The sequence below is a fragment of the Natronolimnohabitans innermongolicus JCM 12255 genome (assembly GCF_000337215.1).
Classification (GTDB): Archaea; Halobacteriota; Halobacteria; order Halobacteriales; family Natrialbaceae; genus Natronolimnohabitans; species Natronolimnohabitans innermongolicus.
The window spans coordinates 1-25,187 of sequence record NZ_AOHZ01000109.1 but is presented as its reverse complement, the minus strand read 5'-3'; the positions used below and the strand labels follow the sequence as shown (position 1 = coordinate 25,187).

General features: G+C 64.3%; 25 protein-coding genes and 1 pseudogene. 10 read left to right on the top strand and 16 right to left on the bottom strand.

The genetic code is table 11. The annotated features are described in order from the left end of the window. Positions 1–581: 581 nt before the first annotated feature. The 3 genes from C493_RS21490 to C493_RS21480 all read right to left on the bottom strand — a co-directional run bounded on the left by C493_RS21490 (position 582) and on the right by C493_RS21480 (position 2,670). Positions 582–1,244, bottom strand: coding sequence for a 2,5-diamino-6-(ribosylamino)-4(3H)-pyrimidinone 5'-phosphate reductase (locus C493_RS21490; protein WP_007261611.1), 663 nt, complete (start codon positions 1,242–1,244; stop codon positions 582–584). Positions 1,245–1,407: 163 nt separating this feature from the next. Next, the gene (locus C493_RS21485; protein WP_007261610.1) at positions 1,408–2,346 is read right to left on the bottom strand and encodes a ZIP family metal transporter; all 939 of its coding nucleotides are present in this window, start codon (positions 2,344–2,346) and stop codon (positions 1,408–1,410) included. 114 nt (positions 2,347–2,460) lie between these two features. After that, positions 2,461–2,670, bottom strand: coding sequence for a hypothetical protein (locus C493_RS21480; protein WP_007261609.1), 210 nt, complete (start codon positions 2,668–2,670; stop codon positions 2,461–2,463). Positions 2,671–2,825: 155 nt separating this feature from the next. Between C493_RS21480 and C493_RS21475 the strand changes: the two genes are divergently transcribed. The 5 genes from C493_RS21475 (at position 2,826) to C493_RS21455 (ending at position 7,996) form a co-directional block, all read left to right on the top strand. Further along, positions 2,826–4,112, top strand: coding sequence for a Single-stranded DNA binding protein (locus C493_RS21475; RefSeq protein ID WP_007261608.1), 1,287 nt, complete (start codon positions 2,826–2,828; stop codon positions 4,110–4,112). Continuing rightward, positions 4,109–6,073, top strand: a complete 1,965-nt coding sequence (locus C493_RS21470; RefSeq protein ID WP_007261607.1) for a hypothetical protein — start codon at positions 4,109–4,111, stop codon at positions 6,071–6,073. The genes C493_RS21475 and C493_RS21470 overlap by 4 nt, the downstream gene beginning before the upstream one ends. A gap of 9 nt (positions 6,074–6,082) precedes the next feature. Continuing rightward, positions 6,083–6,967 (top strand): metallophosphoesterase, encoded by an 885-nt coding sequence (locus tag C493_RS21465; RefSeq protein ID WP_007261606.1) that lies wholly within the window; start codon positions 6,083–6,085, stop codon positions 6,965–6,967. Positions 6,968–7,038: 71 nt separating this feature from the next. Further along, complete coding sequence (locus tag C493_RS21460) at positions 7,039–7,341, top strand: hypothetical protein (RefSeq protein WP_007261605.1); 303 nt, start codon at positions 7,039–7,041, stop codon at positions 7,339–7,341. Between the two features lie 280 nt (positions 7,342–7,621). Further along, entirely contained in the window at positions 7,622–7,996 is a 375-nt protein-coding gene (locus C493_RS21455) for a hypothetical protein (protein WP_007261604.1), read from the top strand. 41 nt (positions 7,997–8,037) lie between these two features. Here C493_RS21455 and C493_RS21450 read toward each other — a convergent pair whose 3' ends face one another. The 3 genes and pseudogenes from C493_RS21450 to glnA all read right to left on the bottom strand — a co-directional run bounded on the left by C493_RS21450 (position 8,038) and on the right by glnA (position 11,749). Beyond that, positions 8,038–8,496 (bottom strand): hypothetical protein, encoded by a 459-nt coding sequence (locus C493_RS21450; RefSeq protein WP_007261603.1) that lies wholly within the window; start codon positions 8,494–8,496, stop codon positions 8,038–8,040. A 424-nt stretch (positions 8,497–8,920) separates the two neighbouring features. After that, positions 8,921–9,205: pseudogene (locus C493_RS21445) on the bottom strand (cell division control protein Cdc6); the annotation flags it as partial. A 1,188-nt stretch (positions 9,206–10,393) separates the two neighbouring features. After that, a complete protein-coding gene (glnA, locus tag C493_RS21435) occupies positions 10,394–11,749 on the bottom strand; it encodes a type I glutamate--ammonia ligase (RefSeq protein WP_007261600.1) in 1,356 nt (451 codons plus the stop codon). Between the two features lie 988 nt (positions 11,750–12,737). Here glnA and C493_RS21425 point away from each other — a divergent pair. Next, complete coding sequence (locus C493_RS21425) at positions 12,738–13,097, top strand: thioredoxin family protein (protein WP_049889570.1); 360 nt, start codon at positions 12,738–12,740, stop codon at positions 13,095–13,097. Between the two features lie 63 nt (positions 13,098–13,160). Here the strand turns inward: C493_RS21425 and C493_RS21420 are convergent, their stop codons facing one another. Both C493_RS21420 and C493_RS21415 read right to left on the bottom strand, forming a co-directional pair. Next, on the bottom strand, positions 13,161–13,496 hold the full coding sequence (locus C493_RS21420) for a hypothetical protein (RefSeq protein ID WP_007261597.1): 336 nt from the start codon (positions 13,494–13,496) through the stop codon (positions 13,161–13,163). Between the two features lie 146 nt (positions 13,497–13,642). Then, the gene (locus C493_RS21415; protein WP_007261596.1) at positions 13,643–14,065 is read right to left on the bottom strand and encodes a hypothetical protein; all 423 of its coding nucleotides are present in this window, start codon (positions 14,063–14,065) and stop codon (positions 13,643–13,645) included. A gap of 181 nt (positions 14,066–14,246) precedes the next feature. Between C493_RS21415 and C493_RS21410 the strand changes: the two genes are divergently transcribed. After that, positions 14,247–14,459 carry a hypothetical protein gene (locus C493_RS21410; protein ID WP_007261595.1) on the top strand — a complete coding sequence of 71 codons (213 nt, stop codon included), beginning with the start codon at positions 14,247–14,249 and terminating at the stop codon, positions 14,457–14,459. Here C493_RS21410 and C493_RS21405 read toward each other — a convergent pair. The 5 genes from C493_RS21405 to C493_RS21385 are packed head-to-tail and all read right to left on the bottom strand — an operon-like array spanning position 14,444 to position 19,832. Next, entirely contained in the window at positions 14,444–15,505 is a 1,062-nt protein-coding gene (locus C493_RS21405; RefSeq protein ID WP_007261594.1) for a glycosyltransferase family 2 protein, read from the bottom strand. The genes C493_RS21410 and C493_RS21405 overlap by 16 nt on opposite strands. Beyond that, on the bottom strand, positions 15,498–17,006 hold the full coding sequence (locus tag C493_RS21400; RefSeq protein WP_007261593.1) for a nucleotide sugar dehydrogenase: 1,509 nt from the start codon (positions 17,004–17,006) through the stop codon (positions 15,498–15,500). Before C493_RS21400 ends, C493_RS21405 begins: the two co-directional genes overlap by 8 nt. Next, positions 17,003–17,995 carry a Gfo/Idh/MocA family protein gene (locus tag C493_RS21395; RefSeq protein WP_007261592.1) on the bottom strand — a complete coding sequence of 331 codons (993 nt, stop codon included), beginning with the start codon at positions 17,993–17,995 and terminating at the stop codon, positions 17,003–17,005. The genes C493_RS21400 and C493_RS21395 overlap by 4 nt, the downstream gene beginning before the upstream one ends. Then, a complete protein-coding gene (locus C493_RS21390) occupies positions 17,992–19,257 on the bottom strand; it encodes a DegT/DnrJ/EryC1/StrS family aminotransferase (protein ID WP_007261591.1) in 1,266 nt (421 codons plus the stop codon). The genes C493_RS21395 and C493_RS21390 overlap by 4 nt, the downstream gene beginning before the upstream one ends. Then, on the bottom strand, positions 19,254–19,832 hold the full coding sequence (locus C493_RS21385) for an acyltransferase (protein WP_007261590.1): 579 nt from the start codon (positions 19,830–19,832) through the stop codon (positions 19,254–19,256). The genes C493_RS21390 and C493_RS21385 overlap by 4 nt, the downstream gene beginning before the upstream one ends. 421 nt (positions 19,833–20,253) lie before the next feature. Between C493_RS21385 and C493_RS21380 the strand changes: the two genes are divergently transcribed. Then, positions 20,254–20,787 (top strand): DUF7344 domain-containing protein, encoded by a 534-nt coding sequence (locus C493_RS21380; RefSeq protein ID WP_007261589.1) that lies wholly within the window; start codon positions 20,254–20,256, stop codon positions 20,785–20,787. A 438-nt stretch (positions 20,788–21,225) separates the two neighbouring features. Here the strand turns inward: C493_RS21380 and C493_RS21375 are convergent, their stop codons facing one another. The 3 genes from C493_RS21375 to C493_RS21365 all read right to left on the bottom strand — a co-directional run bounded on the left by C493_RS21375 (position 21,226) and on the right by C493_RS21365 (position 23,418). Next, entirely contained in the window at positions 21,226–22,212 is a 987-nt protein-coding gene (locus C493_RS21375; protein WP_007261588.1) for a DUF1616 domain-containing protein, read from the bottom strand. 351 nt (positions 22,213–22,563) lie between these two features. Further along, the gene (locus C493_RS21370) at positions 22,564–22,839 is read right to left on the bottom strand and encodes a PadR family transcriptional regulator (protein ID WP_007261587.1); all 276 of its coding nucleotides are present in this window, start codon (positions 22,837–22,839) and stop codon (positions 22,564–22,566) included. A 246-nt stretch (positions 22,840–23,085) separates the two neighbouring features. Continuing rightward, positions 23,086–23,418: a winged helix-turn-helix domain-containing protein gene (locus tag C493_RS21365; protein ID WP_049889568.1), complete on the bottom strand. Its 333-nt coding sequence runs from the start codon at positions 23,416–23,418 to the stop codon at positions 23,086–23,088. 591 nt (positions 23,419–24,009) lie between these two features. Between C493_RS21365 and C493_RS22430 the strand changes: the two genes are divergently transcribed. Together C493_RS22430 and C493_RS21360 are read left to right on the top strand one after the other, a co-directional pair. After that, the gene (locus C493_RS22430; protein ID WP_083912465.1) at positions 24,010–24,204 is read left to right on the top strand and encodes a DUF7563 family protein; all 195 of its coding nucleotides are present in this window, start codon (positions 24,010–24,012) and stop codon (positions 24,202–24,204) included. A 289-nt stretch (positions 24,205–24,493) separates the two neighbouring features. Beyond that, positions 24,494–24,997 carry a DUF7344 domain-containing protein gene (locus tag C493_RS21360; RefSeq protein ID WP_007261584.1) on the top strand — a complete coding sequence of 168 codons (504 nt, stop codon included), beginning with the start codon at positions 24,494–24,496 and terminating at the stop codon, positions 24,995–24,997. Positions 24,998–25,187 lie beyond the last annotated feature (190 nt).

Below are 25,187 nucleotides of genomic sequence, written 5' to 3'. Positions count from 1 at the left end.
ACGGACACCGCTGACGCGGTGTCCTTGCTCTCTTCGATTTCACAGCGACAGCTGACCAGTATCAACAATCTCCTACAGAAGAGCGTTTTGAGTATCCCGTCCTCCTCTGTAGCCTTTGTAACCGTACGAAAGGCGCATCAATTGCAGACAGTGAGAGGGGACAGATGCTTCGATAGTTCTGGAACCACTATAAGTGGTTTCCACTTGGGGCTTCTGGTCGGTTTTTCCGGACGGCCCCGGGTCCCCCTCCTCCGCTACGTCCCGATTCGGTGCGTGCTCCGATCGAAAAGACTCGGGAAAACTGGTGTGTGTTGGAATACGTCGTAGCAATACGAACAGCGAAGAGCATCGATTTTAGGGGTTTACCTGAGCGCCTCTGGTGTCTCGGTTCTCTGAGAACACTTGCAGAGTGGTGTGTGGGTACGGGACCGGACGCGACTCGAGATGGATCGTCACTATCGGGGCGATGGGTGCTCGCCGACGATCCCAGCCGTTTCGGGATCGCGTTTTTCGGGACGCCCCCGGGTCCCCGTCGGGGCCGCCCCGAAAACAACTCGAGGAAACTGGTGTGTGTTAGTGCCTCAACTCTTCACCGTCCACTGCAACAACGCCCCGTCGTCCAGTCGCTCGACGCGCTCGAGTTCCAGCAGCGGAAACTCCTCGACGAATCCCGTTCCGTCGGCCAGTGTCGGCGCGTCGCGGCCGCCGATGATCGTCGAGCCGACGAACAGCCGCAACTCGTCGACGAGTCCGACCTCGAACAGCGAGAAGATGAGCTCCCCGCCGCCTTCGACCATGATTCGCTCGAGGCCCTGTTCCTGCAACGCGGCGAACGCCCGCAGCAGGTCCACGCGGTCGTCGCCCGCCGTCACGAGTTCCGCGTGATCCGCGAGGTCCATTCGCGTGTCGACGGGCGCCGCCTCGCTCAGGCAGACGTACGTCGGCGCCGCGTCGCTGAGCACCGCCGCGTCGGTCGGCGTCCGACCCTTCGAGTCGATCACGACGCGGGCGGGCTGTTCCGGCGCGCCGCGCTCGAGGCGGTCCTCACACAGCGACTCGTCTTTGACGGTGAGGCGCGGATCGTCCGCGACGACGGTGCCGACGCCGACGACAACGGCGTCGCTGTCGGCCCGGAGGCGGTCGACGCGGGCGAAGTCCTCCTCGCCGCTGATCGCGATCTGCTCGCGCCGGCGCGAGGAGAGTTTGCCGTCCGCGCTCGTGGCGGCGTTGACGACGACGTGCATGTATACGCTGACGTGCGTGGCGACTCCTAAAGAAGACACCGTGTCTCCGCGTTCGGCGGCGCGTGTTCGGTGCCGTCGCACGCTGGCCTCGACGTCTACAGCCTCGAGTCGGATCGGGATCGGGAGAAGGGGGAGAGGTCCAGAGAAGCTGAATCCAGAGGCGTCAGACGGCGAGTCCGACGTCGACGACGAGCATGACGGTGAACCCGACGACGAACGTCAGCGTCGCGATATCGGCGTAGCCGTGGCCGTGGCTGGCGGGGATCAACTCGCGGAAGATGACGGCGATCATCGTCCCGGCCGCGAATCCGGCTGCGAGGGGAAAGATGCCGGTGACGACGGCGACGAGTGCGAACCCGGCCGCCGCGGCGATCGGTTCAGGCACCGCACCCGAGAGCGTCGTGTACAGGACGGTTTTGGCGTTCGAGAGTCCCGTTCGACTCGCCGGAACGGCCATCGCGAACCCGTCCGGGACGTTCTGGATCGCGATAGCGATCGCGAGCGCGATGCCGACGCCCTCGAGGCCGCCGGCGAAGGCGATGCCGATCGCCAGCCCTTCCGGGACGTTGTGGATAGTGATTGCGCTGCCGACCAACAGCGCCCGGCGGCGGTTTTCGGTGGGGTCGTCGCTGTCGTCGCTGCCCTTGCCGCCCTCGCTGCCGTTACTGCCCTCACTGTCAGCACCGGTGCCACCACCGACATCCGATTCGTCCGGTTCGGACGCCCGAGTAGATCCACTCTCGAGCGTGATCTCGTCGGCTTCGACGGTCTCCTCGGCGGCCGTCTCCGGATAGGTCTGGCCGTCCGCCTCGACCTCCTCGGAGATGAGCAGGTGAACGTGCGGAACGAGCCGATTGGCGACGAGCAAAAAGACGGCACCCAGAAGCACGCCGGCGACGACCTCCGACAGCGAACCGACCTCGAGGCCCGGAACGACGAGCGCGAAGACGGCGGCGCCGAACATGATCCCGGCGGCGAGTCCGACGGCGGCGTCGTAGAATCGGTGACTGATCCGGTCGGTGACGAACACGGGCAACGCGCCGAGCCCGGTCGCGGCCCCGGCCAGTCCTGCGATCACGACGACTTCGGCGAGCGAAACCACTGCTACACCGGTTTCAGGCTCTCGAGTAAAAGCGTTCGCACCCCAGTCCTCGAGTTCATCTTACGCTCGCGGAAGGCAAGAGAATCGGTCCGGAACGCTCAATCGCTCAGCCGCTCAGTCGCTCCGCCGCGGATCGTCGCTCGAGCCGAGCAGAATCCGATACACGACGTAGCCGATCAGAAGCGCGAACCCGAGCGTCGCCACGGTCTCGACGAACCAGATGGCGGCGTACAGCGCTCGCGTCAGGACTCTGATGACGACGATGCCGCCGAAGATCGCGACGACGAAGACCAATCCGCCGAGTGCGGCGCGGAGACGTTCCATACGAGTAGTGCCAGCGCAACCGAAATGAACGTACTGCGTTCGACCGGCGGGTGCCGGTCGTCGCGACTGTCAACGCCTCGATTCGCGACCAATCTCGGTCAGGTCGTCCGTTTTCCCCGGGAACGCTTTTAAATCCGCCGTGCGAATGGCCACTGATGGAACTCGACAATCATGCCGAGGATCTCGCCTCCGACCTCGGTATTGACAAAGAGGAGGTCAAATCCGACCTGCAGAACCTGGTGGAGTACAGCGTCCCGATCGACGAGGCCAAACAGAGCCTGCGTCGAAAGTACGGCGACGGTGGCGGCGGCGGTGGCGCCACCCCCTCGAGCAAGGAAATCGGCGAGATCACGACCGACGACGGCAACGTGACCGTCACTGGCGTCGTGTTGACGGCCGGCGAGCGGTCGATCCGCTATCAGGGCGACGACCACGTCATCGTCGAGGGGCGACTGGCGGACGAGACCGGCGCGATCGATTACACCGCCTGGGAGGACTTCGGCCTCTCGGCCGGCGATACGATCACCGCGGGCAACGCGGGCGTCCGCGAGTGGGACGGCGAACCCGAACTCAACCTCGGCGAGAGCACCTCGCTGTCGTTCGTCGAGGAGTCGCTCGAGCTTCCCGCCGAGTACGCCGACGTGATCGGCGGCGACGCACAGCTCGCCGACCTCCGGACGGGCGACCGCGCCGCCACCGTCGAGGTCGACGTCCTCGAGTGTGAGCGCCGAACGATCGACGGCCGCGACGGCGAGACCGAGATCCTGAGCGGCGTCTTCGGCGACGAGAGCGGGCGACTCCCCTTCACGAACTGGGATCCGGCTCCCGAAATCGAAGACGGCGGCCCGGTCCGCATCGAGAACGCCTACGTCCGGGAGTTCCGCGGCGTCCCCGAAGTGAACGTCTCGGAGTTCTCGACGGTCAGCGCACTCGAGCGCGAGATCGAGGTCGGCGCCGACACGACGACGATGGGCGTCGGCGAGGCCGTCCACACCGGCGGCATCTACGACGTCGAACTCGTCGGAAACGTCATCGCCGTCCGCGACGGCTCCGGGCTCATCCAGCGCTGTCCCGAGTGCTACCGCGTCATCCAGAAGGGACAGTGTCGAACCCACGGCGACGTCGACGGAATCGACGACCTGCGCGTGAAGGCGATTCTCGACGACGGAACCGGCGCGCTCACGGTCGTCCTCGACGACGAACTCACCGAGGACGTCTACGACGGTACCCTCGAGGACGCCCTCGAGCAAGCCCGCGAAGCGATGGACCAGGAGGTCGTCGCCGACACGATTCGCGAGCGGATCGTCGGTCGCGAGTACCGCGTTCGCGGTCACCTCTCGGTCGACGAGTACGGCGCCAATCTCGACGCCGAGACGTTCGCGGAGAGCGACGAGGATCCGGAAACGCGTGCGACGGCCTTCCTCGAGGAGGTGAACGCATGAGCGCGAACGACAACGGGAACGGAAACGGTGACGACGAGGAAATCCCGGGCCGAGAGGTCGCCTACCGGCTCTTTGCGGCCGAGTACGACGACGCCTCGTTCTCCTACGCCGAGAGCGACGAAGAGCGGGCCCCGAACTACGTCATCTCGCCGACCGGCGCCCGACTCAACCGCATCTTCGCGGTCGGGACGCTGACGGAGGTGACGTCGGTCAACGACGAGATGGTTCGCGCCCGCGTCGTGGACCCGACGGGCGCGTTCGTCGTCTACGCCGGCCAGTACCAGCCGGACGAACTGGCCGTACTTGAACAGCTCCAGCCGCCCGCGTTCGTCGCGGTGACCGGCAAGGCGCGGACCTTCCAGCCCGACGACTCCGATCAGGTCTACACCTCGATCCGTCCGGAGAGCATCGCGACCGTCGACGCCGACACCCGGGACCGCTGGGTCGTCAGCGCGGCCGAGCAGACGGTCGAACGGGTTGGAACCTACGCCGGTGCGGCCGAACTGGAGAGCGCGGAGCCGCGAGACGCGAACGGCGACGCACTGACCGACGCGCTCCGCGAGGCCGGCGTCGAATCCGGCCTCGCCGCCGGAATCCCGCTCGCACAGGACCACTACGGCACGACGCCCGACTACCTCGAGGCGCTTCGCGACTGCGCCATAGAGGCCGTCGAGGTCGTCGCCGACGAGCGCGACCAGGTCAGCGGACTCTCGCTCGAGCCCGGGGACTCGAGTCCCGATTCGACCGCGAGTTTCGCCTCGCTGGGCAGCCACGCCGACGCCGCTCTGTCGGCCCTCGAGTCGACCCTCGAAAGCGGGCCGGACGAGACGGAGCAGCCGGCGGACGCCGCCGCGGCGACACCCGGCGGCGCCGAGGCCGAGTCTGAATCCGGGTCGGTGAGCGAACCCGACGCGGCAACCGCCGGTTCGGCGGCGGGCACGGCGACGGGAACGGACCCCGAGCCGGCCTCCGAAGCCGAATCCGAGGCGGCCGACGCCGCGGCGCTCGAGACGAAGACGGAAAGCGAACGCGGGAGTGGGAGCGAAACCGAGACTGGGATGGAGGCCGAAACCCAGACCGAGACCGCGGCCGACTCGCCCGAAAGCGGAACCGAATCCGACGTGACCGCTGGAGTCGACGCGGAGACGGAGCCTGCGGTCGGCGAGCCGACCGCGGAGTTCGGCGAGGCGACGTCCGACGTGGACGACACGTCCCTCGAGGACGAAACCGACGCTAACAGCGGCGTCGCGACCGAATTCGACGAAATCCCATCGGACGCTGACGAGGAGGACGAAGACGACCTCGGCGACTTCGACGCCGGCGACTCGGGCATGTACGAGATGGACGACGAGGAGCGCGAGCAACTCGAGGCGGAGTTCGGCGCCGAGTTCACGACGGGTGCGGAAGTCGAAGAACCCGGCGAAGCCGAGATCGACGTTCCCGACGCCGACGAACAGCCCGCAGCCGACGGCGTCGAAACCGAGAGCGAGGCGGCGGCCGACGCCGCCTCGAGCGGCGAACCCGGCGCTGGCGCTGCGACGACCGACGAACCCGGCGACGACGCCGCCGTCTCCGCTGCCGACGACGAGGACGACGATCTCGGCGCGCCGCCGGAGTCGGGTCTCGCGGCCGACGCGGAACCCGCCGACGAGGAGCCTGACAGTGAAGGGACATCCGTCGACGAAGCCGACGATGACGACGACGACGCGGGCGATGCACCCGCCGACGCGGGTGATGAACCCGCCGAAGACGTCGACGCCGAAGACGTCGACCTCGAGTCCTACGTCGTCGAAACGATGGAAGAACTCGACGACGGCGACGGCGCCGACCGAACGACGCTCGTCGAGACGGTCGCCGACGACACCGGCATTCCCGAAGCCGAGGTCGAAGACGCGATTCAAGACGCGCTGATGGGCGGACAGTGCTACGAGCCGGACGACGAGACGCTGAAGGCGATCTAAGCGGTCTCGATGTCCGGACCCGGTGCGGAACCGACCGCTCGCGTCGAACCGGTCCCCGGCGAGCCGGCGGCGATCGCCACCCTCGGGGACGAACGCGCGCTGCTCGTCGCCGACTACCACGCCGGCTACGAGGCCGGACTGCGCTCCGAGCGCGGCGTCGACGTCCCCAGCCACGCCCCCGAGCGCCGCGAGCGACTACTCGAACTCCTCGAGCGCACGGTTCCCGACCGCCTCGTCGTGCTCGGCGACCTGATGCACTCGATCGGCGACCCCGGCAGCGCCGAGCGCGGCGAACTCGAGGTGCTGTTCGAGGCGTTCCCGCCGCAACTCGAGATCACCGTCGTCAAGGGCAACCACGACGGCGGCATCGAGGACTGGCTCACGCCGACCGACGACCGGCGAGCGGCCGCCCTCGAGTTCGATCCCGACCGCGTGACGGTCACCGGCGGCGCGGGCGTCGCGCTCGGCGACCGCGAGGTGGGCGTCTGCCACGGCCACACCTGGCCAGCACCCGCGGCGCTCGACTGCGACATCGTCTGCCTGGGCCACGAACACCCCTGCGTCCGCCTCGAGGACGAAGTCGGCGGCAGTCGCGTCGAACGAGCGTGGCTGCGCGGCCGACTGAACCCCGAACGGTTTCGAGACCGAGACGAGTACGCGGACGTGACGTGGCTCGAGGCGGTCGAAGAAAGCGCCGACGACGGACGCGTCGACGGAGCCGTGGACTCGAGACCGCGGGTCGTCGTCGTTCCCGCGTTCAACGACCTCGTCGGCGGCACGTGGGTGAACGTCCCGAACCAGTCGTTTCTGGCGCCGTTTCTCCCCGATGGGTTAGCCGACGGCGAGGCCTACCTGCTGGACGGAACCCGGCTCGGGCCGTACGAATCGGTGTAGCCGAACCGTTGGCGCACTCGCCAGCGCATTCAGGCCGAACCGCCATCCCGCCCTCGAGCGAATGCGTCCGTATGACGATGCAAACCTACCGCCTCGAGGTACGGGAGACCGAGTCCGAGGGGATCGACGCCGACGTCTACGGCGACGACGATCTCGTCGAGGAATCGACGCGCGTCTCCTACGCGGATTTCGACCTCGAGCCGCCCGAATCGCGGGACGAAGCGCCGGCCTACTCGGAGGAGATTACAGCCGACGTGACGACGATGAATCTCCAGTACGAACGCGACGACGGCGGCTTCGAGTTCCGCCTGCTCGGCGACCGAGACGAGTTGACGCGGATTCGGATCGACGACGAGGAGTGGGATCTGAACTGAGCGAAAGCGACGCGAAGAGGCCGGTGAGACGCGACGAAGCGTAACAAATACCGGAGTACAGTGCACCTGCCCTGGCGAGGAGAACGCGCGAGCGGCTCGTGATTGATCGCTCGGTCAGCGGACCCCGAGCGACGGCCAGTCGTCGGTGGAGCAGCGCCTACGCGAGGGTTGGTGTCGCGGCGCTCGAGTTCGGCTCCTTGTCCACGGACGATTGCGCACCAACGGCTCGATCAAAATGATTAATTTATTCTATATTCTCACTGGATGGTGAGACGCAGAGATGACTAACGAACGTACACTCTCGGCCCCCGGTCAGTTGATTGCCGACGTGATTGCCGTCGCTGTCGTGTCTCTCGCATTGTTGTTCGGCGGGACGCAATCCGGGATGGTAACGCCGACGCTCACGTGGGTTTCAGGGGTACTCGTATTGGGAGGCCTCTGTCTCGGATTCCTCTTCTGGAGATATTCTCTCGGGAACGAACAAGGAGTATTCCGCCCTCGCCTTTCGGGATTCCCTCTCGCGCTGTTCTTGATCGGTATCCTTTCTTTCGGTATCCTCTGGCTCGGATTCGGTCCCTCGAGGTATGATGGGGACCTCGTCTACGGCGTACTGGCGCTGGTCTGGACGGCGTTCGGTCTCTCGTACGCCGGTTGACTTTCGAGTCGGGTTCGTTGCAATCGGGTGTCCAGTGACGGTCAGTGGCTACCGTGTCCTCGCTGGACCGTCTTCGACTCGATCCGATCGCCGTCGCGCCACTGGTAGTAGTGGTACGTCGAGCCGGCGATCTCCTTGACCGTCACACTCGCTCGAGGCGGGACCCCTGCAGGATACTCGAGTTCCGAGCCATCGGCGGCGTCGGCGGACGCTCCGTCGGCTGCTGTGCTCGAGTCCTGCTCGCCGTCTCTCGAGTTGGCACTGGTTCCAGCCGTCGCGGCCGCATTCGGCGTGCCGTCGGCTTCGGCGGCCCTCTCCCGGTCGGCGTCGGGCTCCCAGTCGTTGCTCGTCGCAGCCTTCCACGCCGCGAGGTCGACGAGGTACTCGCCGGCGGCCCGGAGGTCGTCGATGTCGCGGTTCTCGAGTCCCGCCAGCGCCGCTCGAGCCTCGTCGTCCAGCGCGGTCGGCGGACGCGGTCGGTCGCCGTCACCTGACGTCATTATCCGCTACTCGAGCGTCGTCGCAAAAGGACCCTCCGATCTCGCTTCCGTCCGCTGGTTTGGGTCGGTTGTACGTCTGTCTCGAGGCGACGAGTGAGGAAACGGCCGACGACCTGAGTGACCGCTGATGACGAGGAAACTCGCGGTTTTGGGGCTGTGAATACGCTCTCGAGCGCCGGACTAGTCGAACGGTGCGGTAGCGAGTCCGTCATCGTGACCGATTCATCGTATCGATCGTGGGGTGGCGAGATTGTTCTACGAACGAGGAGAGACCCACCCCACTATGTCCAGTGTCTTTTCCACCACTACTACCCGTATTCTTTGGTCTCCGAACAATCTGATCTGTATAGTCTTAGCGACGTACTTTGTACCGCTACTGGGGAACGTCTGCAGACACACCCCACTATGTCCAGTGTCTTCTGACTCAGAAGTCACGTGTGAGACGCTTCTGGATCGCTTCTGTCATCCCTACTCTGTCCACTGTCTCCTCGAGTGCTTCGAGTAGAAGATCCGGACTCGTATCGAGCGAATACTCGTAATACCGACCGCCAGCTTCGCCTTTATTCCGCTCAACCCAAGTCGCGATTCCGAGCATCGAGAGTTCCCCCAAGTGATCTCGCATTCTACGGGGAACGAGTGGATCGACTGCTGCTCGGTCACAAACGATTTCGTAACGGTCCTGTATATTACGTGCCCGGATAGGGGTTTTCTCCTCTTCGTGGAGCTACTGTTGGAGTTCGTCGTCACGGCCTACGATTTCTTCAGGCTGATAGTCTTCTCGGAGGGCATCCCGATAACGGAAAATATCCGTATCTGGTTCAAACAATGCCATTGATTGGTTTCTTATTTAATATTCATATGGTATAAAACCCCCGTGTCGAGTGTGTCCAGTGACTTTTGATCGGGGTATAATACCACCCCATCGCGTCCAATGTCTTCGATCGTAAGAACACGTGCTTCGGTGGAATGATTCGATAACTCTTCCCACTAAAACACTGGACGCGGTGGGGTGTGGTCCCCTCATTCTATAGCAATATGAGATAAAACATCTCCGAACTTGTTGTTCACCATGGAATATTGTTCCTATTTTGTTTCATCCTCAGTTGGAAAACGATAGTTCGCACTCTTCTGGGAAAGACGAAGGCTGACTCCGAACTAGCGGCAATAGAACGCCGGTGTAATTCAAAGTCAGTTCAAATAGACTGAGATGCGAGACACTGGACACAGTGGAGAGGGTTTTCACGAGACTCTTGATCGGAATTACACGTGATGAGTGGAATTACACGGGATAAAGAACCGATTGAGGACGGATTATAACGGATCGGTGTCTTCGAGACACTGGACACGGTGGGGTGACCTCTCCGCCAGACCAGTGAAGTGACCCGTTCTTTTTTGAAGAGAGGCGATGACGGAATTGAAATTGACTGCCGAAACAAAGTTATGAACGAGAGGCAATTCACACGACTCTTCGTGACCTGAGACACTGGACATGACGGGGGGGGTGTCCATTCGGTACGGGCGTTCTACCGTTCCCACCGAATGAGACCCGAGTAGCCCGAGTGATCAGGGCGAACAGCTAACCAGGGACCGCCGGAGTGTCTTCCGGAACCGACCTCGGCTGACGCTGGTTCTCGGTCTCCGCTGTCACCAAACGCTCGTGAAAAGTGGGGGACGGAGGCCGGACATCTCGCCCGTTCGGACCGCCTCTCGAGAATTCGTTCTATGTGTCGGATTCAATTCGAGCCCATGGCTACCCGCTTGAGGTGCCGACACCGGCACTCACTCGACGACTGTCGTCGCTCGCTGAAGCCCGATCTGTGGACTCGAGCACGCACACGGAACACAAAAAGAGAGCGAAGGCACAACCAGTGTCAACCGGTGGGTCGCAGCCCCGAGTTCAGTACTGCTCGAGGTAGCGGTCGATCTCCCACTCGGAGACGTCGATGAGGTACTCCTCGAACTCCTGGCGCTTGGCCTCGACGAACTTCGGCGCGACGTGTTCGCCCAGGGCGCTGTAGACGGCCTCGTCTTCCGCTAAGGCGTCGACGGCTTCGCCGAGGTTCGACGGCAGCGTCTCGATGCCGTACTCCTCGCGTTTGTCCTCGTCGAACTCGTAGATGTTCTCGCGGACCGGGTCGGGACACTCGAGGTCCTGTTCGATGCCGTCGAGACCCGCCTGGATCATGACGGCGAAGGCGAGGTAGGGGTTACACGACGGGTCGGGCGAGCGCAGTTCGACGCGCGAGGCCGCGGGGACGCGGGCTGCGGGCTTGCGGACCAGCGCCGAGCGGTTGCGGTCGGACCAGGCGACGTAGACGGGCGCTTCGTAGCCCGGAACCAGTCGCTTGTAGCTGTTGACGGTGGGGTTTGCGACCGCCGTGATCGCCGGCGCGTGCTCCAGGATGCCCGCGAGGTAGGAGTGGGCGGTGTCGCTCAGGTTGAACTCGTCGTCCTCGTCGTGGAAGGCGTTCTCGCCGTCCTCGGTCATCAGCGACATGTGGGTGTGCATCCCCGAGCCGTTGATCTTCGGGATCGGCTTGGGCATGAACGTCGCGTGGAGGTCGTGTTCGGCGGCGATGGCGCGGACGACCGTCCGGAACGTCCCGACGTTGTCGGCCGTCGTCAACGCGTCGTCGTACTCGAAGTTGATCTCGTACTGGCCGCGGGCGACCTCGTGGTGACTGGCTTCGATCTCGAAGCCCATGTCCTCGAGGCCGTAGATGATGTCGCGACGGACGTCGCTGGCGAGGTCTTTCGGCGCGAGGTCGAAGTAGCCGCCGTGGTCGGCGGTCTCGGTCGTCGCGCGTCCGTCCTCGTCTTCCTTGAACATGAAGAACTCCGGCTCCGGCGCGAAGTTGACCTCGTACCCCATCTCGTTGGCGCGTTCGATGGCCTGCTTGAGCACGTAGCGCGGGTCGCCCTCGAAGGGCTCGCCCGTCGAGGTGTCGTAGACGTCACAGATCATCCGGGCCGAGGCGCTGTCGCCGCTCTGTCTCCACGGGAGAACCGCGAACGTCTCGGGGTCGGGGACGAGACGCATGTCCGACTCCTGGATGCGAACGAAGCCCTCGATCGAGGACCCGTCGAAGTAGATGCCCTCCGAGAACGCCTTCTCGGCCTGACGGGCCGGGACTGAGACGTTTTTGACCGTACCGAGAATGTCGGTAAACTGCAGGCGCAGGAAGTCGATGTTCTTCTCGTCGATCTCCTCCAGTACCGCTTCTTCCGCAGTCGTCAGGTTTCCGCTTGTCATCTTTTGCTCGAGTAATCGATTGGATCCGACTACTAAAGCTCTACTGTTGTGGGCGAATATACTCATATAAGAATAGAATCGCCCACATGACCAGTATAGAATGACATGGCAGGGAGTGTGGTGTACAACGCTCAAAAATAACGTAGAAAACTGGATAGTCGTCTACCAGATGTCCGATTTCAGACCAATCTCGACGGCGTATTCCAGCGGTGACGAGTAAGTGATCACCCGACTGTAGGGGGTACGTCACCCGATCGATCAGCGTCGCGGCGGACCGACGGACGGACCGAGAATCGCTGCGATCCCCGACACACCGATTCCGAGGCTCGCTCGCCAGACCTGCACCGTCGCGTGAAGCGTGCGCTGCCACGCGGCGCTCGGCCGTGGCGCTGATCGCCCGCGTCCGAGTCCACGTCGACGGCGTCCCTGAGTCGGCGTCGCCCGTCGCGGCTCCGACTGCTTCCGAGAGGGGCGGCTCGTGAGCGTCGTCTCGCAATGCGGACAGACGTAATCGACGTATCCGTCTCGTGGGCGTCGGTTCCAGTCGCCGTCCATGGGACTCGAGTGATCGCACTCCCAGCAAAACAGGGTCGACTTTCGTGGGACCGACGCGGTCCCGTCGCGGGGTGGTTCGGAGCGAGTCATCACACCGGTGTAGGCGAGCGGATTATAAATCCATCCCCGACAGTTCGTTCGCTCCGATCGGGTATACGATGGATTTCGTTCGAAACGGCACGGTTCCGGCGATCGAAACCGAGTCCGCACGCGGTCGACACTGGCGTTTTACGGTGTGATCGATTGGGAACCGTTCGGCGGCGCCACCGGCTGTCGGGGTTCCGTTCTGGAATCGGTTCACTCGAATTCAGTCGACTGGAAGACCCGTCATCACCGTTCACCGGACTCGAGTTCGGTCGGTGACTCGATCGAATACGAGTCGCGATACCGACGGCAACGATATCGGTTTCAGCGTGCGGCCGGTATCGACGGTATGGACGGAGCGCCCAGACCGACGCGACTCGCCGACGGCGACGAACTCGCGACGTTTCGCGAGCGCAACGAGGTGGCGCTCGTCGAGTTCTACACCAGCGGGTGCGGGAAGTGCCAGGCGATGGAGCCCGTGCTCGGAAACGTCGCGCGCGAGACCGAGGTTCCGATCGGGCTGCTCAACCCCGGCGACGACATCGAACTCGTCGAGCGATTCGATATCAACTCGGTGCCGACGCTGATCCTGTTTGCGGACGGAGCGGAGGTCACCCGTCGCGCCGACGGCTTTCTCGGCGCCGACGACGTCGTCGCGATGCTCGGGGCCGTCCCGTCGGACATCGACGTCGACGTCGACTGTCAGTAACCCGCCGACGGACGACTCGAGACGACGATTGCGACGGCAACGACGACGACACCGCAACCCACCTCAGTCGTCTTCGGGCTCGAGGTCGTCCGGATCGACCTCGCCCTCAAGGTAGCGTTCGCCGCGGTCGGTGATATCGTACATGCCGATAGCCAGCTTTTCGAGCAGTCCGTACTTCGCGAGTTCGCGACAGCGGTAGGCCGCGTCGGGACCGCGACAGATGCCCGCGTCGTCGACGTCGGAGGGTTCGAAGGCGTCCGGGTCCCGCATAAGCTCGAGGATGTCGTCGTCGACGGGTGCCATCCAGCCGTCTTCGCGGGGCTCCCAGTCCTCGCGATCGGTCGACTCAGTGCTCCCGTCGCTCGGTTCGTCGGCGCTCTCGTCGGTGTTGTCCGTCATCCGTACTCACTCCGTGATAGTCGAGGAAACCTCGCCGCACTACATGACAGTGTTGAATCGCGCGTCTCTGTGCAGGTGTGACTCTCGCCACCGGGGAGACGAACTGCTCGTGCTCAGTCGAGGACCTGGAGGGCGATAACCGGAACCTACGACTGAGACCGCTCGGGTGCGGCGTAGTCGACGTGGACGTTCGGCGTCGTTGCGGGCGAGACGCCGGTGATCTCCCGGTCGACGAACGTCACGTCGGTGAGGTCGCCGGTGAACGCAACGCGGATCGTTCCGTCCTCGATCGCACCCTCGACCGTCGATCCGGAGACGACCGTCGACGACGCAGCGGCGGGCTCGTCGGTTACGCTGATCTCGCCGTCGACCGTAATCTCGAAACTCGAGGGCGTTCCATGACCGATAATCGTCAGTTCGTTCGACGCGTCGGTATCCTCGCCCCGCGTCGCCGCAACCGTCACCGTCGGTCGATGCGCGTGCGGGTTCACTGGCGGCGCGTGCGCCGCGGCGGCGGCCGAACGGTCGTCGTCACGTGTCTCGGCGTCGGTCGGGGACTCGCGTTCCATATCTGGTTGAAGACGAGCATGCAAGCATAAGCCTTCCTTCTGAACTAACTCTAGGATTTGGTGAAATATTTGCGCTCGTTCCCGTATAGCAGCCGAACAGGTCACTGTACGGATACTCGCTCGAGACGGGATTGCGAAACACTTAACACCGAATCGCCGGAATAACGCCTCACTGAGTTCTATGACACTCGTCCGTCTCATTTCAGATCTCTTTAGCGATTCGGGGCCCGACACCGAATCACCGACGACGGCACGAACAGACGGCGAGAACGAGTCAGTGGAGTCTCCGACGGTCATCTACGAGTGTCGCAACTGCGGCACGAACGTCACGGCCGACACGAACCGATGTCCGGCCTGTGAGGGCGAGGATATCGTCCGTTACTCCATCGACTGATTCGGCGATCGCTCGAGGTCGGCGTCGCCGTCGCTCCGATCGTACTTTGCGACCTCGAGGGTCTCGTTCTCCTGAGCGTCGAGATAGATCCCGATGCCGAGCGAGACGACGCCGACGAGCAGCGCGACGAATGAGGCGATCGCACCCGTAAACCCCTCCTTTCCGCGCAGCGTGCGACCGACCGACGCGCCGAGGCCGGCGCTACCGCCGGCCAGCCCCGCGCTGCCGGCGCCGTAGAAGACGACGGCCGGGTGGAACCGCTGGACCACGTAGCGCTGTTTCAGCCGCCAGAGGAAACTCCGGAGGAGCAACAGCGAGACGAACCTGACGAACGGGACGTACCGGATACTGCTCTCCTCGTCGCCGTAGACGGCCGACATCGAGACGTCGGCGACCCGGAAGCCGGCGACGTTGAGGTGCGTGAGGATGTGGTTGAGAAAGCCGTACCGGTCGGTGATCGACTCGAGATCGAGTTCCTCGATCGCCTCCCGCGAGATGGCGGTGTAGCCGTTTTGCGGGTCGCTGATCGACCAGTAGCCAGTCGCGAACTTCGAGAGGCCGGTGAGCAGCGAGTTGCCGATAAACCGGAACGTCGACATCCCCTCGCGGTCGTCCGGGTTGAGCAGCCGGTTGCCCTTCGCGTAGTCGGCTTCGCCCTCGACGACCGGATCGATGATCCGGTCGAGGATGTCGGGATCCATCTGGGCGTCGCCGTTCAGGACGGCAACGACGTCCATCTCGTCGCCGGCGGCGTGCTCGTAACCGGTCTTGACCGCCGCGCCGTAGCCGCGGTTCTCCTCGTGCTGGATCGGCACGACGCGTCTGGCGTCGCCGCCATCGGTGGCCGCGAGTTGCAACGCCGGCTCGGCCCGCTCGTTGACGTGTGCGGCGGCCTCCTGGATCGCGGTCCAGCTGTCGTCCGGCGAGGCGTCGTCGACGGCGTAGACCCGATCGACGAAGTCCGGCACGGTCTTGATGACCTCGCCGACGAAGTCCTCCTCGTCGTAGGCCGTAACCACGACGCCGATGCGTTTGCCCTTATACATCGTCGCCTCCCGACGGATCGTCGGTTCGATCGGCGCTACTCGGTCTGTCGACGGTACCGCCGTCCGCGGTCAGCGACCGATCGTCGACGGTGACCGCGTCTGTCTCGTCGCTCGAGCCCGTCGGCGAGCGGCCGCTCGAGGCCCCCGCGAGCGTGTACTCGCGGTGGTGGGTCGCCGAGAGGTCGACGGCGTCGCGGCCGTCGAGGACGACCATCGGCGCACACTCCGTCCAGTCGATCGCGTCGAACTCCTCGTGGGGCGTGACGATCATCGCGGCGTCGAACGGCTCGGATTCGAAGTCGTCGACGGCGACTCGTCGAGCGCCGTACTCCTCGGGGTCGACCAGCGGATCGACGCCCGCGACGTCCGCGCCGCGTGCGTTCAGTTCGTCGATGACGTCCAGCGCGGGCGAGGCGCGGGTCTCCTCGACGCCGGGGCGGTACGTGACGCCGAGGACGACCACCGACGCGTCGGCGAGGTCGGTGTCGGTCGCCGCCAGTTCGCTCTCGAGGCGGTCGACGACGACCGTCGGCATCTCGTCGTTGATCCGCCGGGCGGTCCGGGTGAGATCCATCGGCTCTTCGTTCTGCGAGAGCAGGAAGTGCGGGTAGTAGGGGATGCAGTGGCCGCCGACGCCCGGGCCGGGATCGTGAAGCTGGCACATCGGCAGGTCGTTTGCCGTGTCGATCGCTTCGCGGGCCGAGATGCCGAGTTCGTCGGCCAGCCGGCCCAGCTCGTTCGCCAATCCGATGTTGACGTCTCGGTAGACGCCCTCGAAGACCTTGACGGACTCCGCGGTCGTGGCGTCGGAAACCGGATGGACGTCGTTGTCCGAGATTTCGTCGTAGACGACCGACGCGGCGCGCGTGCTCTCGTCGTCGACGCCGCCGACGACCTTCGGATACGCCCCGCGGATGTCCTGAAGCGCGCGGCCGCTCAAGGTCCGCTCGGGACAGAACGCGAGCCCGAACTCGTCGCCGGGGAGGCCGCTTTCCTGCTCGAGGTGGGGCTTGATCACGTCGCGACAGCTCGTCGGCGGCAGCGTCGATTCGGCGATCACGAGGTCGCCGGGCTCGAGTCCGGCCGCGATGTCGTCCGCAACGGACTCGACGGTCGCCAGGTTCGGATTGTCGTCGTCGTCCAGCAGCGTCGGGACGATGATCACGTGGATCGTCGCGTTCGCGGCCGCCTCGGCGCCGTCGGTCGTCGCCTCGAACCGGCCGGCATCGACCTGCTCGGCGACGAGTTCGTCGAGCCCGGGTTCGCCGATAACGTGGCTCTCGCCGGCGTTGATCGTCTCGACGACGTCGGGGTCGACGTCGACGCCGGTGACGTTGCCGGTCGTCTCGGCGTAGACGCCCGCAAGCGGCAGCCCCATCTTGCCGAGACCGTAGACGGCGACGGGAATCTCGCCGCTCGTGAGCAGGTCGCGCTGACGGTCGGGAGACTCGCTCGAGCCGTAGAGCCCGGCGGCGGACTCGGTTGCGGTGTCGTCGCTCATCGCGCTTGCACCTCCCGTCGATTCGCGTCGCCATCGACGAGCGATTCGACCGCCTGCACCGTCTCGAGGGCCGCGATGCCGTCTTCGGCGGTAACGACGGGGTCGGTGCCGGTCCGAACCGCCTCGACGAACGACTCGAGTTCGTGGCGCAGCGGTTCGCCGTTGTCGACCCGCGGGCGTTCGATGACGCTCTCGTGGCGGTAGCGGCGCTTGCCGTCGTCGACGACGTACTCCGGGTAGGAGTTGCGGTGGATCAACACCGACTGCTCGAGGTAGTCGACCTCGACGAGACACTCGCGAGCCGTAACGGTCAGGGTCCGGACTTTCTTCTGAGTGACGCGACTCGCCGTCAGCGAGGCGACGACGTCGTCGAACTCCATCGTCGCCGTCGCGTACTGTCCGTTCTCGGTTCCGGTCGCGGTCATCGAATCGGGCCGGTCGTCGAGCAACGCGCCGACGACGTCGATGTCGTGGACCATCAGGTCCGAGACGACGTTGCCGAGCGCGTCGCGGTCGAGCGGCGGGCCGAGGCGTTCGGCCTCGAGGCTGATGACGTCGAGTTCGTCGATCAGTTCGGTAACCGTCCGGACGGCCGGGTTGAACCGCTCGATGTGTCCGACCTGGAGGACGAGGTCGTTCTCGTCGGCCAGTTCGGAGAGCGCCTCGCCCTGGTCGGTCGTCTCGGCGATCGGCTTCTCGACGAGAACGTGAACGCCCGCCTCGAGACACTCGGAGACGACGTCGTAGTGGGCCCGCGTCGGGACGGCGACCGTGACGACGTCACAGCGCTCGAGGACGGTCTCGAAATCGACGGCCTCGGTGCCGTACTCGGCGGCGACCCGCCGTGCGACGTCGTCGTCGTGGTCGGTGACGCAGGCGAGCTCGACGTCTCGTAGTTCACTGTACACGCGTGCGTGATTCTCGCCCATCGAGCCGACGCCGATGACGCCGGCCCGGATCGGTGGAGAGGGTGTTCCTGGTCCGTTCATTGGGAGTTGAAGTGGTCCTGCACTGCTTCGACGACGGTTCGTCGATCCCGCTCGGAGAGTCCGGGATGAACGGGCAACGAGAGGACCGTCTCGGCGGCCCGTTCGGCGTTCGGAAGCGTCGCCGCGGCCGTGCTCACCGTCTCGTAGGCCGGCTGGCGGTGGATCGGCGTTCCGTAGTAGATACCGGTATCGACGCCGTGATCGTCGAGCGTTGCCGCGAGGGCGTCGCGGTCGTCGGTTCGGATCGTGTACTGGTGGTAGACGTGTCGGTAGCCCTCGGGAACCGTCGGCGTCTCGACGGGTACGTCCGCCAGCTGCTCGTCGTAGTAGGCCGCGTTCTCCCGGCGCGCCTCGTTGAACGCGGGGAGGCGCTCGAGTTGTTCGCGGCCGATGGCGCCGGCCATGCTCGTCATCCGGAAGTTGTGCCCGAGCGCGACGTGTTCGTAGCTCCCGCCCTCGCCGGCGTCCCGGCCGTGGTTGACGTAGCCGGCAGCTCGGTCGGCGAGGTCGTCGCGGTCGGTCGTGACGATGCCGCCCTCGCCGGTCGTCATGTTCTTCGTCGGGTAGAACGAGAAGCAGGCGGCGTCGCCGAGCGCGCCCGCGCGTTCGCCGTCGATTTCGGCGCCGTGGGACTGGCAGGCGTCCTCGAGGACGAACAGGTCGTGTTCGTCAGCGAGATCGTTCAGGCGGTCCATGTCGGCGGCCAGTCCGTAGAGGTGGACCGGTAGCAGGCCGACGACGTCGTCTCGTTCCTCGAGAACCGCCTCGACGGCGTCGGGATCGAGCGTGTAGGTCTCGGGATCGATATCCGCGAAGACGGGTTTGCCGCCGGCGAGTCGGATCGCGTTCGCGCTCGCGACGAACGAGAACGGCGAGGTAAGCACCGCCTGACCATCCTCGACGCCGAGCGCCTCGAGGGCGGCGTGGAGCGCGGTCGTCCCGTTCGAGGTCGCGACGGCCCGCTCGGCATCGCAGTAGTCGGCGAACTCCTCCTCGAAGCGCCGAACTTCGGGGCCGTCGGCGAGCATGCCGCTCTCGAGAACCGAATCGACGCGCTCGAGGGCGTCGTCGCTGAGTTCCGGCGCGGCGATCGAGACGGTGTCGTCGACCGTCGACTCGTCCGAATCGGTCGAACCCGCGTCCTCGACGACCGCCTCACCGTCCGACGGGTCGGTTTCGGCGACACCGCCGTCAGTCTCGGCTGCGCCGACGTTCGACTCCGTGCCGGAATCGGTTCCGGTATCGGTGTGTTCGTCCGTCATGCGATCTGGTTCGGTCCGTCGAGCGGTTCGGGCAACGCCTGAATCGTCGCGGGCGTCCCGACGGCGAGCGTACCCGGTGGTACGTCCTCCGTAACGACCGAGCCGGCCGCGACGAAGGCGTTCTCGCCGATCGTGACGCCCGGCAACAGCGTGGCGTTCGCGCCGATCGAGGCACCGTCTTCGATCGTCGGTCCCTCGAGGCCGTTGTCCGTCCGAATCGGGTACTCGTCGTTGGTCAACGCGGCGCTCGGGCCGATGAAGACGTTGTCACCGATCGTCGTCTCCGTCGGAATGTAGACGTTCGTCTGCAGACTCACGTGCGAGCCGATCGTCGTCTGGCCGTCGATGACCGTCTTGGTGCCGACGAGAACGTCGTCGCCGATCGTCGTCCCCTCACGGACCAGCACGTCGTGGCCCGTGGTGAACTCGTCGCCGATCGTGACGTCCCCGTAGACGATCGATCCCGCTCTGATCGTCGCGCCGTCGCCGACCTGCGTGGGCTCGTCGAAGTCACCGTGGCCGACCGTCGCGTCGTCGTCGACCGAACAGTCGTCGCCGTGAACGAACCCGCTCACCGGACGACACCTCCGGCGTCGAGACTCGAGTCGGGTGCGTCGGATCGACACAGTCGTTGTCGTTGATACATCATTGATTACACGATACCCGCGAGGGCAATCGTGCTGATACAGCCGGTAACACCGCTTTGTTATCCCCGCCCTGACGATCGCGTAGTCACGAACTATAGGCTAGAGAGGCATGAGCGGAGCCGAATTACGGCCGTAGCGGGGCTCGATCCCGCGATCAGCGCGTTTCGGTACCATTCCCCCGAGAAATATCGGATTAGATGTCAGTCATGGCAATAGATCGGTACAAATCCCTTTCGGACGGGTAGTCGAGCGATAGTAAAGTGCCAATAGCTGGCATTCGAGTGCGTGAGGTATCCGAACATCCCCAGAGACCGGATTCGAGCACCGACTCGGGAACGCGAGGACGCTCATGTCTGATCACGAACTGACACAGGCCGAACTGTTCGACGTATTTAGTAACGCACGGCGTCGACGGGCCGTCCAGTATCTCAAGCGACAGAACGGCAGTTGCGATCTCGCGCCGCTCGTCGAGCAGGTCGCCGCCTGGGAAAACGACATCGATGCCGAAGAGGTAACGCGCACGCAGCGTCGGCGGGTGTACATCTCCCTCTACCAGACGCACCTGCCGATGCTCGAGGAACACGGAATCGTCGACTGGGACCCCGACGACCACACGATCGATCTCCTCCCCCACGAGGACGCGTTCGATCCCTACCTCGACCACCGACTCGAGGACGACCGCCCGTGGCACCGGCTCTACGTCTCCGTGACGGGACTCGGTGTCGTCGCACTGCTGCTCTCGTGGCTGTCGGTCGGTCCGCTGACGGTGACGGTCGCGCCGGCGATCGCGCTGGGGCTCTGCGTGCTCGTCCTCGCGGTCTCGGTCGTCCAGCACGTCTCGAGGCGACCCGACCTCGAGTTACCGCTCGGACTCACTGGGTAAGGGAACTGCGAACTGTCGTCCTGTCGACCGGCGCGGCACGGGTTCGGATACTGGAGTCGATACCGTACGTCTCCGCTCTCGTTCTCGACGCGATCAGCGAGTAGACGACCAGCAACTGCGCTCCTCGGCCGCCGCGCTACGGCGAACTCTCGCTCGTGACGGGTCGAAGAATGGACACGGCCATCACCGCTCGTCAGCGACGTGCTCGCCGACTTCGGTCCGTCGTCGCGCCGAATCGCTACTCAGTGGATACGATAGAAAAAAGCGGATGCCTGACGGGACTGCGACCCCAGCCAATCGTGGCGAAAAATCGAGTCGCTCGTCGTCTCGAGACCAAACGGGGAGGATCACTCGAGCAGACGCAATCGAAGCGGCGTCTGCAACCGAGCGACGATCACAGCTCGCCGCCGACCGTCGCTCGCGAAACCGCGAACGCGATCAGTCCTCGACGGTGACCCAGAAGTAAGTGTCCTCCGTAGCGTTGTCGTTCGTCGGCTCCTCGGGCGCCTCGCCGTCGTAGAGCAACACGCTCACGCGGACCTCCTCACCGCTGTCCGCCGTCGGCGTTACGTCCAGATCGCCGGTCCCCCGCGTTCCGTCGTCGAGGGACGTCTCGAGTTGCTCGAGGTCGTTCCGTTCGACGACTTCACCGTCTTCGATCACCTGCTCCTGGACGACGACCGTGTACTCGGTCTCTTCGCCCTCCTGATTGTCGATCGAGACGGTCACGGGGACGGAGTCGCCGGCTTCGATCTCGCCGCCGATGTTGTCGGTGACCATGTCACCGTCCTCGTTTTCGGTGTACAGCGCCAGCTCGGTGAACCCGCCGGTCGACACCGGAGCGAGGAACCCGACGAGGAGGGCGCTGGCCGCGAGTCCGACCGCGAGCACGAGCACGAGCGACGACGCCGTCGCGACGGTCCCGGACTCCCGCCCGGCGCCCGAGATGTAGGCCAGCGGTGAGACGGTAAATCGCTTTGCAGCCGGAAGACGGAGCCGTCTAACGACGCCGACCTGCGCGAGGACGACCGTGATGATCGCGAGCGCGGCCGCCGTCGGAAGCGTCCCGAAGCCCCACGACGTAAACGGGAGCGCGAGTCCGACGAGCGGAACGACCGCGAGCGAGAGCGCGCCAGAAAGCCCCAGCCGTTCGACGACGTCGATACCCCGGACCTCGCGCTCGATCGACCTTCCAGTCGTCTCTCGAGCGTTCCTGCTGGCCGCCGGGAACAGGACGGAGACCAGCGCGTACCCCGGCAGAAACAACAGCAGTGGGAACGCAGCCAGCAGTCGCAGGACGCTTCCCTCCGGAAGCGACGTGGCGAGTGCGTACGCCAGGACGGCGACGACCGAGACGACGGCGAGGTCGACCGGATACTGGCGAACGACACCGAACCGCGTTAGCGTACTCGTTTCGTGGCTCATCGGTAAGACACCGGACGTTGCTGCTCAGTATTCGGCCTGGTCGGAGACGACGCACAGAGCATTCTCGTTGGCTCGGTTCACCCTCTACGGCTTTGTTATGGCCGGGTTACCGGTAGCGTTCGGAACGCGGGAACGGCTGCTACCGTCGTCTATCCGTTGTACCGGTGTGCTCGTCGATTACGAAGACGGGACGACGAAACGTCGGGATCGGAACCCGTAGAGTCACGCCGTGTGGGACCCATCAGGCGCACACCCTACGGATTCCAGACAGTTCGCCGACGGTCCGCTCGGGAACCGAACGGTCACGATCACAGACGAGTACGACGTCGCTCCGGAGCGTCCGACCACGGGCTAGAAATCGACGTACTGTGCCTCCCACTCGCGGCGTTCGTCGATTCGCTCCCGACCAGTCTCCGTGATCGCGTAGTAGTTCGTCCGCCTGTCGAGTTGACCCTTCTCGACCAGCTCTTTGTTGACGAGCGTGTCGAGGTTCGGATAGAGGCGACCGTGATTGATCTCGGAGCTGTAGTACTTCTCGACTTCGTCTTTGACGGTCTGTCCCGACGGCTGATCAGCGCCCGCGATCACGTACAGGAGGTCCCGTTGGAAGCCGGTCAGATCGTGCATTGCTCAATCACAGTGACCATTCCCCTGAATAGATATTTGTTATCCGTATCATACAGCAGTGTTAGAACTCCTTTCAGAACAAGTTTCAGGAACTAAAGTGCACGTTCCGCCGATTCTCACCGACGAGAGAAAATCGTCAGTCGTATCGCTACTCGGACGACCTCCGGGCGGCGAGATACCGAACCGAACAACGAGACGGCGGCCACCGCAATCGATGTGCGCTCGAGCGATCGGGACGAGTCGATCTTATTCGTCGGTCGCGGACAGCGAGACGTCGATACCGTCGGCCTGAATCTGTACGCTCACGGACTCGATCGTCGCCTCGTAGGCGGTCGTGTGCGAGCCGTCGTCGTCGAAGCGCACACACTCCGACAGCAGGCCGCTCTCGAGGAGGTTGTTGATCCGACGGTAGACGGTCGCCGAGGAGCTGTCCGTCCGCTTGGTCAGCTCCTTCGCCGTCTTCGGTCCGTCGCTCGTCGCGACGAGAATCATTCGCGCACACTCGTCACCGAGGACGTCGAGCTGGGCGGCTGGTTCTGGGGTCGATTCCGATCGCGTGTTACTTGCGTGCATTGACATCGTGATCACCGAGTTTGGGGGCAGTTGCGTTGGGACGGTCGCGCGAGAGAGGCGCCGATACGGATCGGCTGGGGAGTGAGCCTCCCTCTATCGCGGCTCCACCGGTACATTCCAGCACGACAATCGGTAAGCGATAGTGGTATTTTATAACGATGTACCTTATGGATCGGAAATAAGATAATTCGGCACCGAAATACGGCATTTCGCCGAAGAAAGGGGGCCTTTCGAGCGTGTCACCCTCATCAATATCGTCTTTGGGCAGTCGAATGCAAGCTAAGCCATCTGAATTCGCTGTCGTCCGTCACAGGACGGAATTCGGCCAGAGACCTGCTCAGCGGGACTCTCGACCGATACGATCCAGAAACTGCGTATTTCGCGGTTCTTACGGCCCCTCTCGAAGTGAACGGTCTCCGTCCTTTATTCACATCTGCCCCCCTCGGTAGAAGTGACGCTCGAGTGAATACGGGAACGCGGCGGTCCACACCCGAACGCGCCGCGGGCGGCCGCCGACGGCGACCGACGATCGGCGGTCGGTTCCGCTGTGCCGGCCGACCGGGTTCCCGCACTCGCTCGCGTTTCACCCCCTCAACTATGAACTCCACCCAACACGACTGGAAACCCATGGAATCGTCGTCGACTGCGGGCGCTCGCTGCCGAAACTGCGGCACGCACGTCACCCAGCAGTTCGCACGCGTCTTCGGCGACAACGGTGACGTGGTCCACGGCTGCCCGGCCTGTACGACGTACCGAGAGATGCAGTCCGGCGGACACCTCCCCGGTGAGTAACCCCATCGTTGCAGTTCCACCACAGCGTCGTACTCGACGCTGACCACCTTTTCGACGCCAGTTCCCGCGATCTGAGCTCCGTTCTCGAGCCGCGATACGCGACCCGACCGCCGACTGTATCCACACCATTACTCGATCGCAGTCGACAGTCCGAAAGCGATGAGGGACGCTGCCAGTCGGACAGCCGCGATCTAGCCTGCAAAAGTTAAAGTCAGTGCTCTCCGAAACGCACTCGTGTATGGTAGCTGGTGGTGGATGCTTGGTCGATAACGCGCCCCCTTCTTGATCGATGTCTGTCCAGACTAATCGCGACGAGTCACTCGAGGAAAGTGAGGTGTTTCACATCCTCGGGAACGACAGACGACGCGCCATCGTGCAGTTACTCGCCGAAGAGGGCGGACAGGTAGACGTCTCCGACGTCGCCTCCGCGATCGCGGCCGACGAGACGGATACGACGCCCGTCCCGAACAACCTCTACAAGAGCGTCTACGTCTCGCTGCAGCAGACACATCTGCCGCAGCTCCAGGAAGACGCCGTCATCGAGTACGATTCCGACGCGAAAACGATCCAGCCCGGCCCGCACTTCGACGACGTTCTCGGCTACATCGACGGCCACGGGGAGACCCCGTCGGTCGCGCTCCAGGTACATCTCGGGCTCTGTGTCCTCGGACTCGCTGTTATCGCACTCTCGGGACTCGGAGTTCCAGTCGTCTCGGCCGTCGATCCCGTCCTCTCGAGCGTGCTCGTGTTGTCGCTGGTGGCGGCGAGCAGCCTCTACCAGCTTCTCGCCTGAGCCGGACCGTCGTAACCGACCGTCAGGCGTTGCTATCGATTCGCCTAGCCAGGGGCGCGTCCCATCGGTTCGAAAAAAGCGAACGACTCGAAGTGGCGACTCGAGACGATGTCTTAGACGGCACCGATCATCGGTGCGCCCTCGTCGGCAGCAGTTTCGTCGCTGTCTCTTATACACATCTCTGATGGCG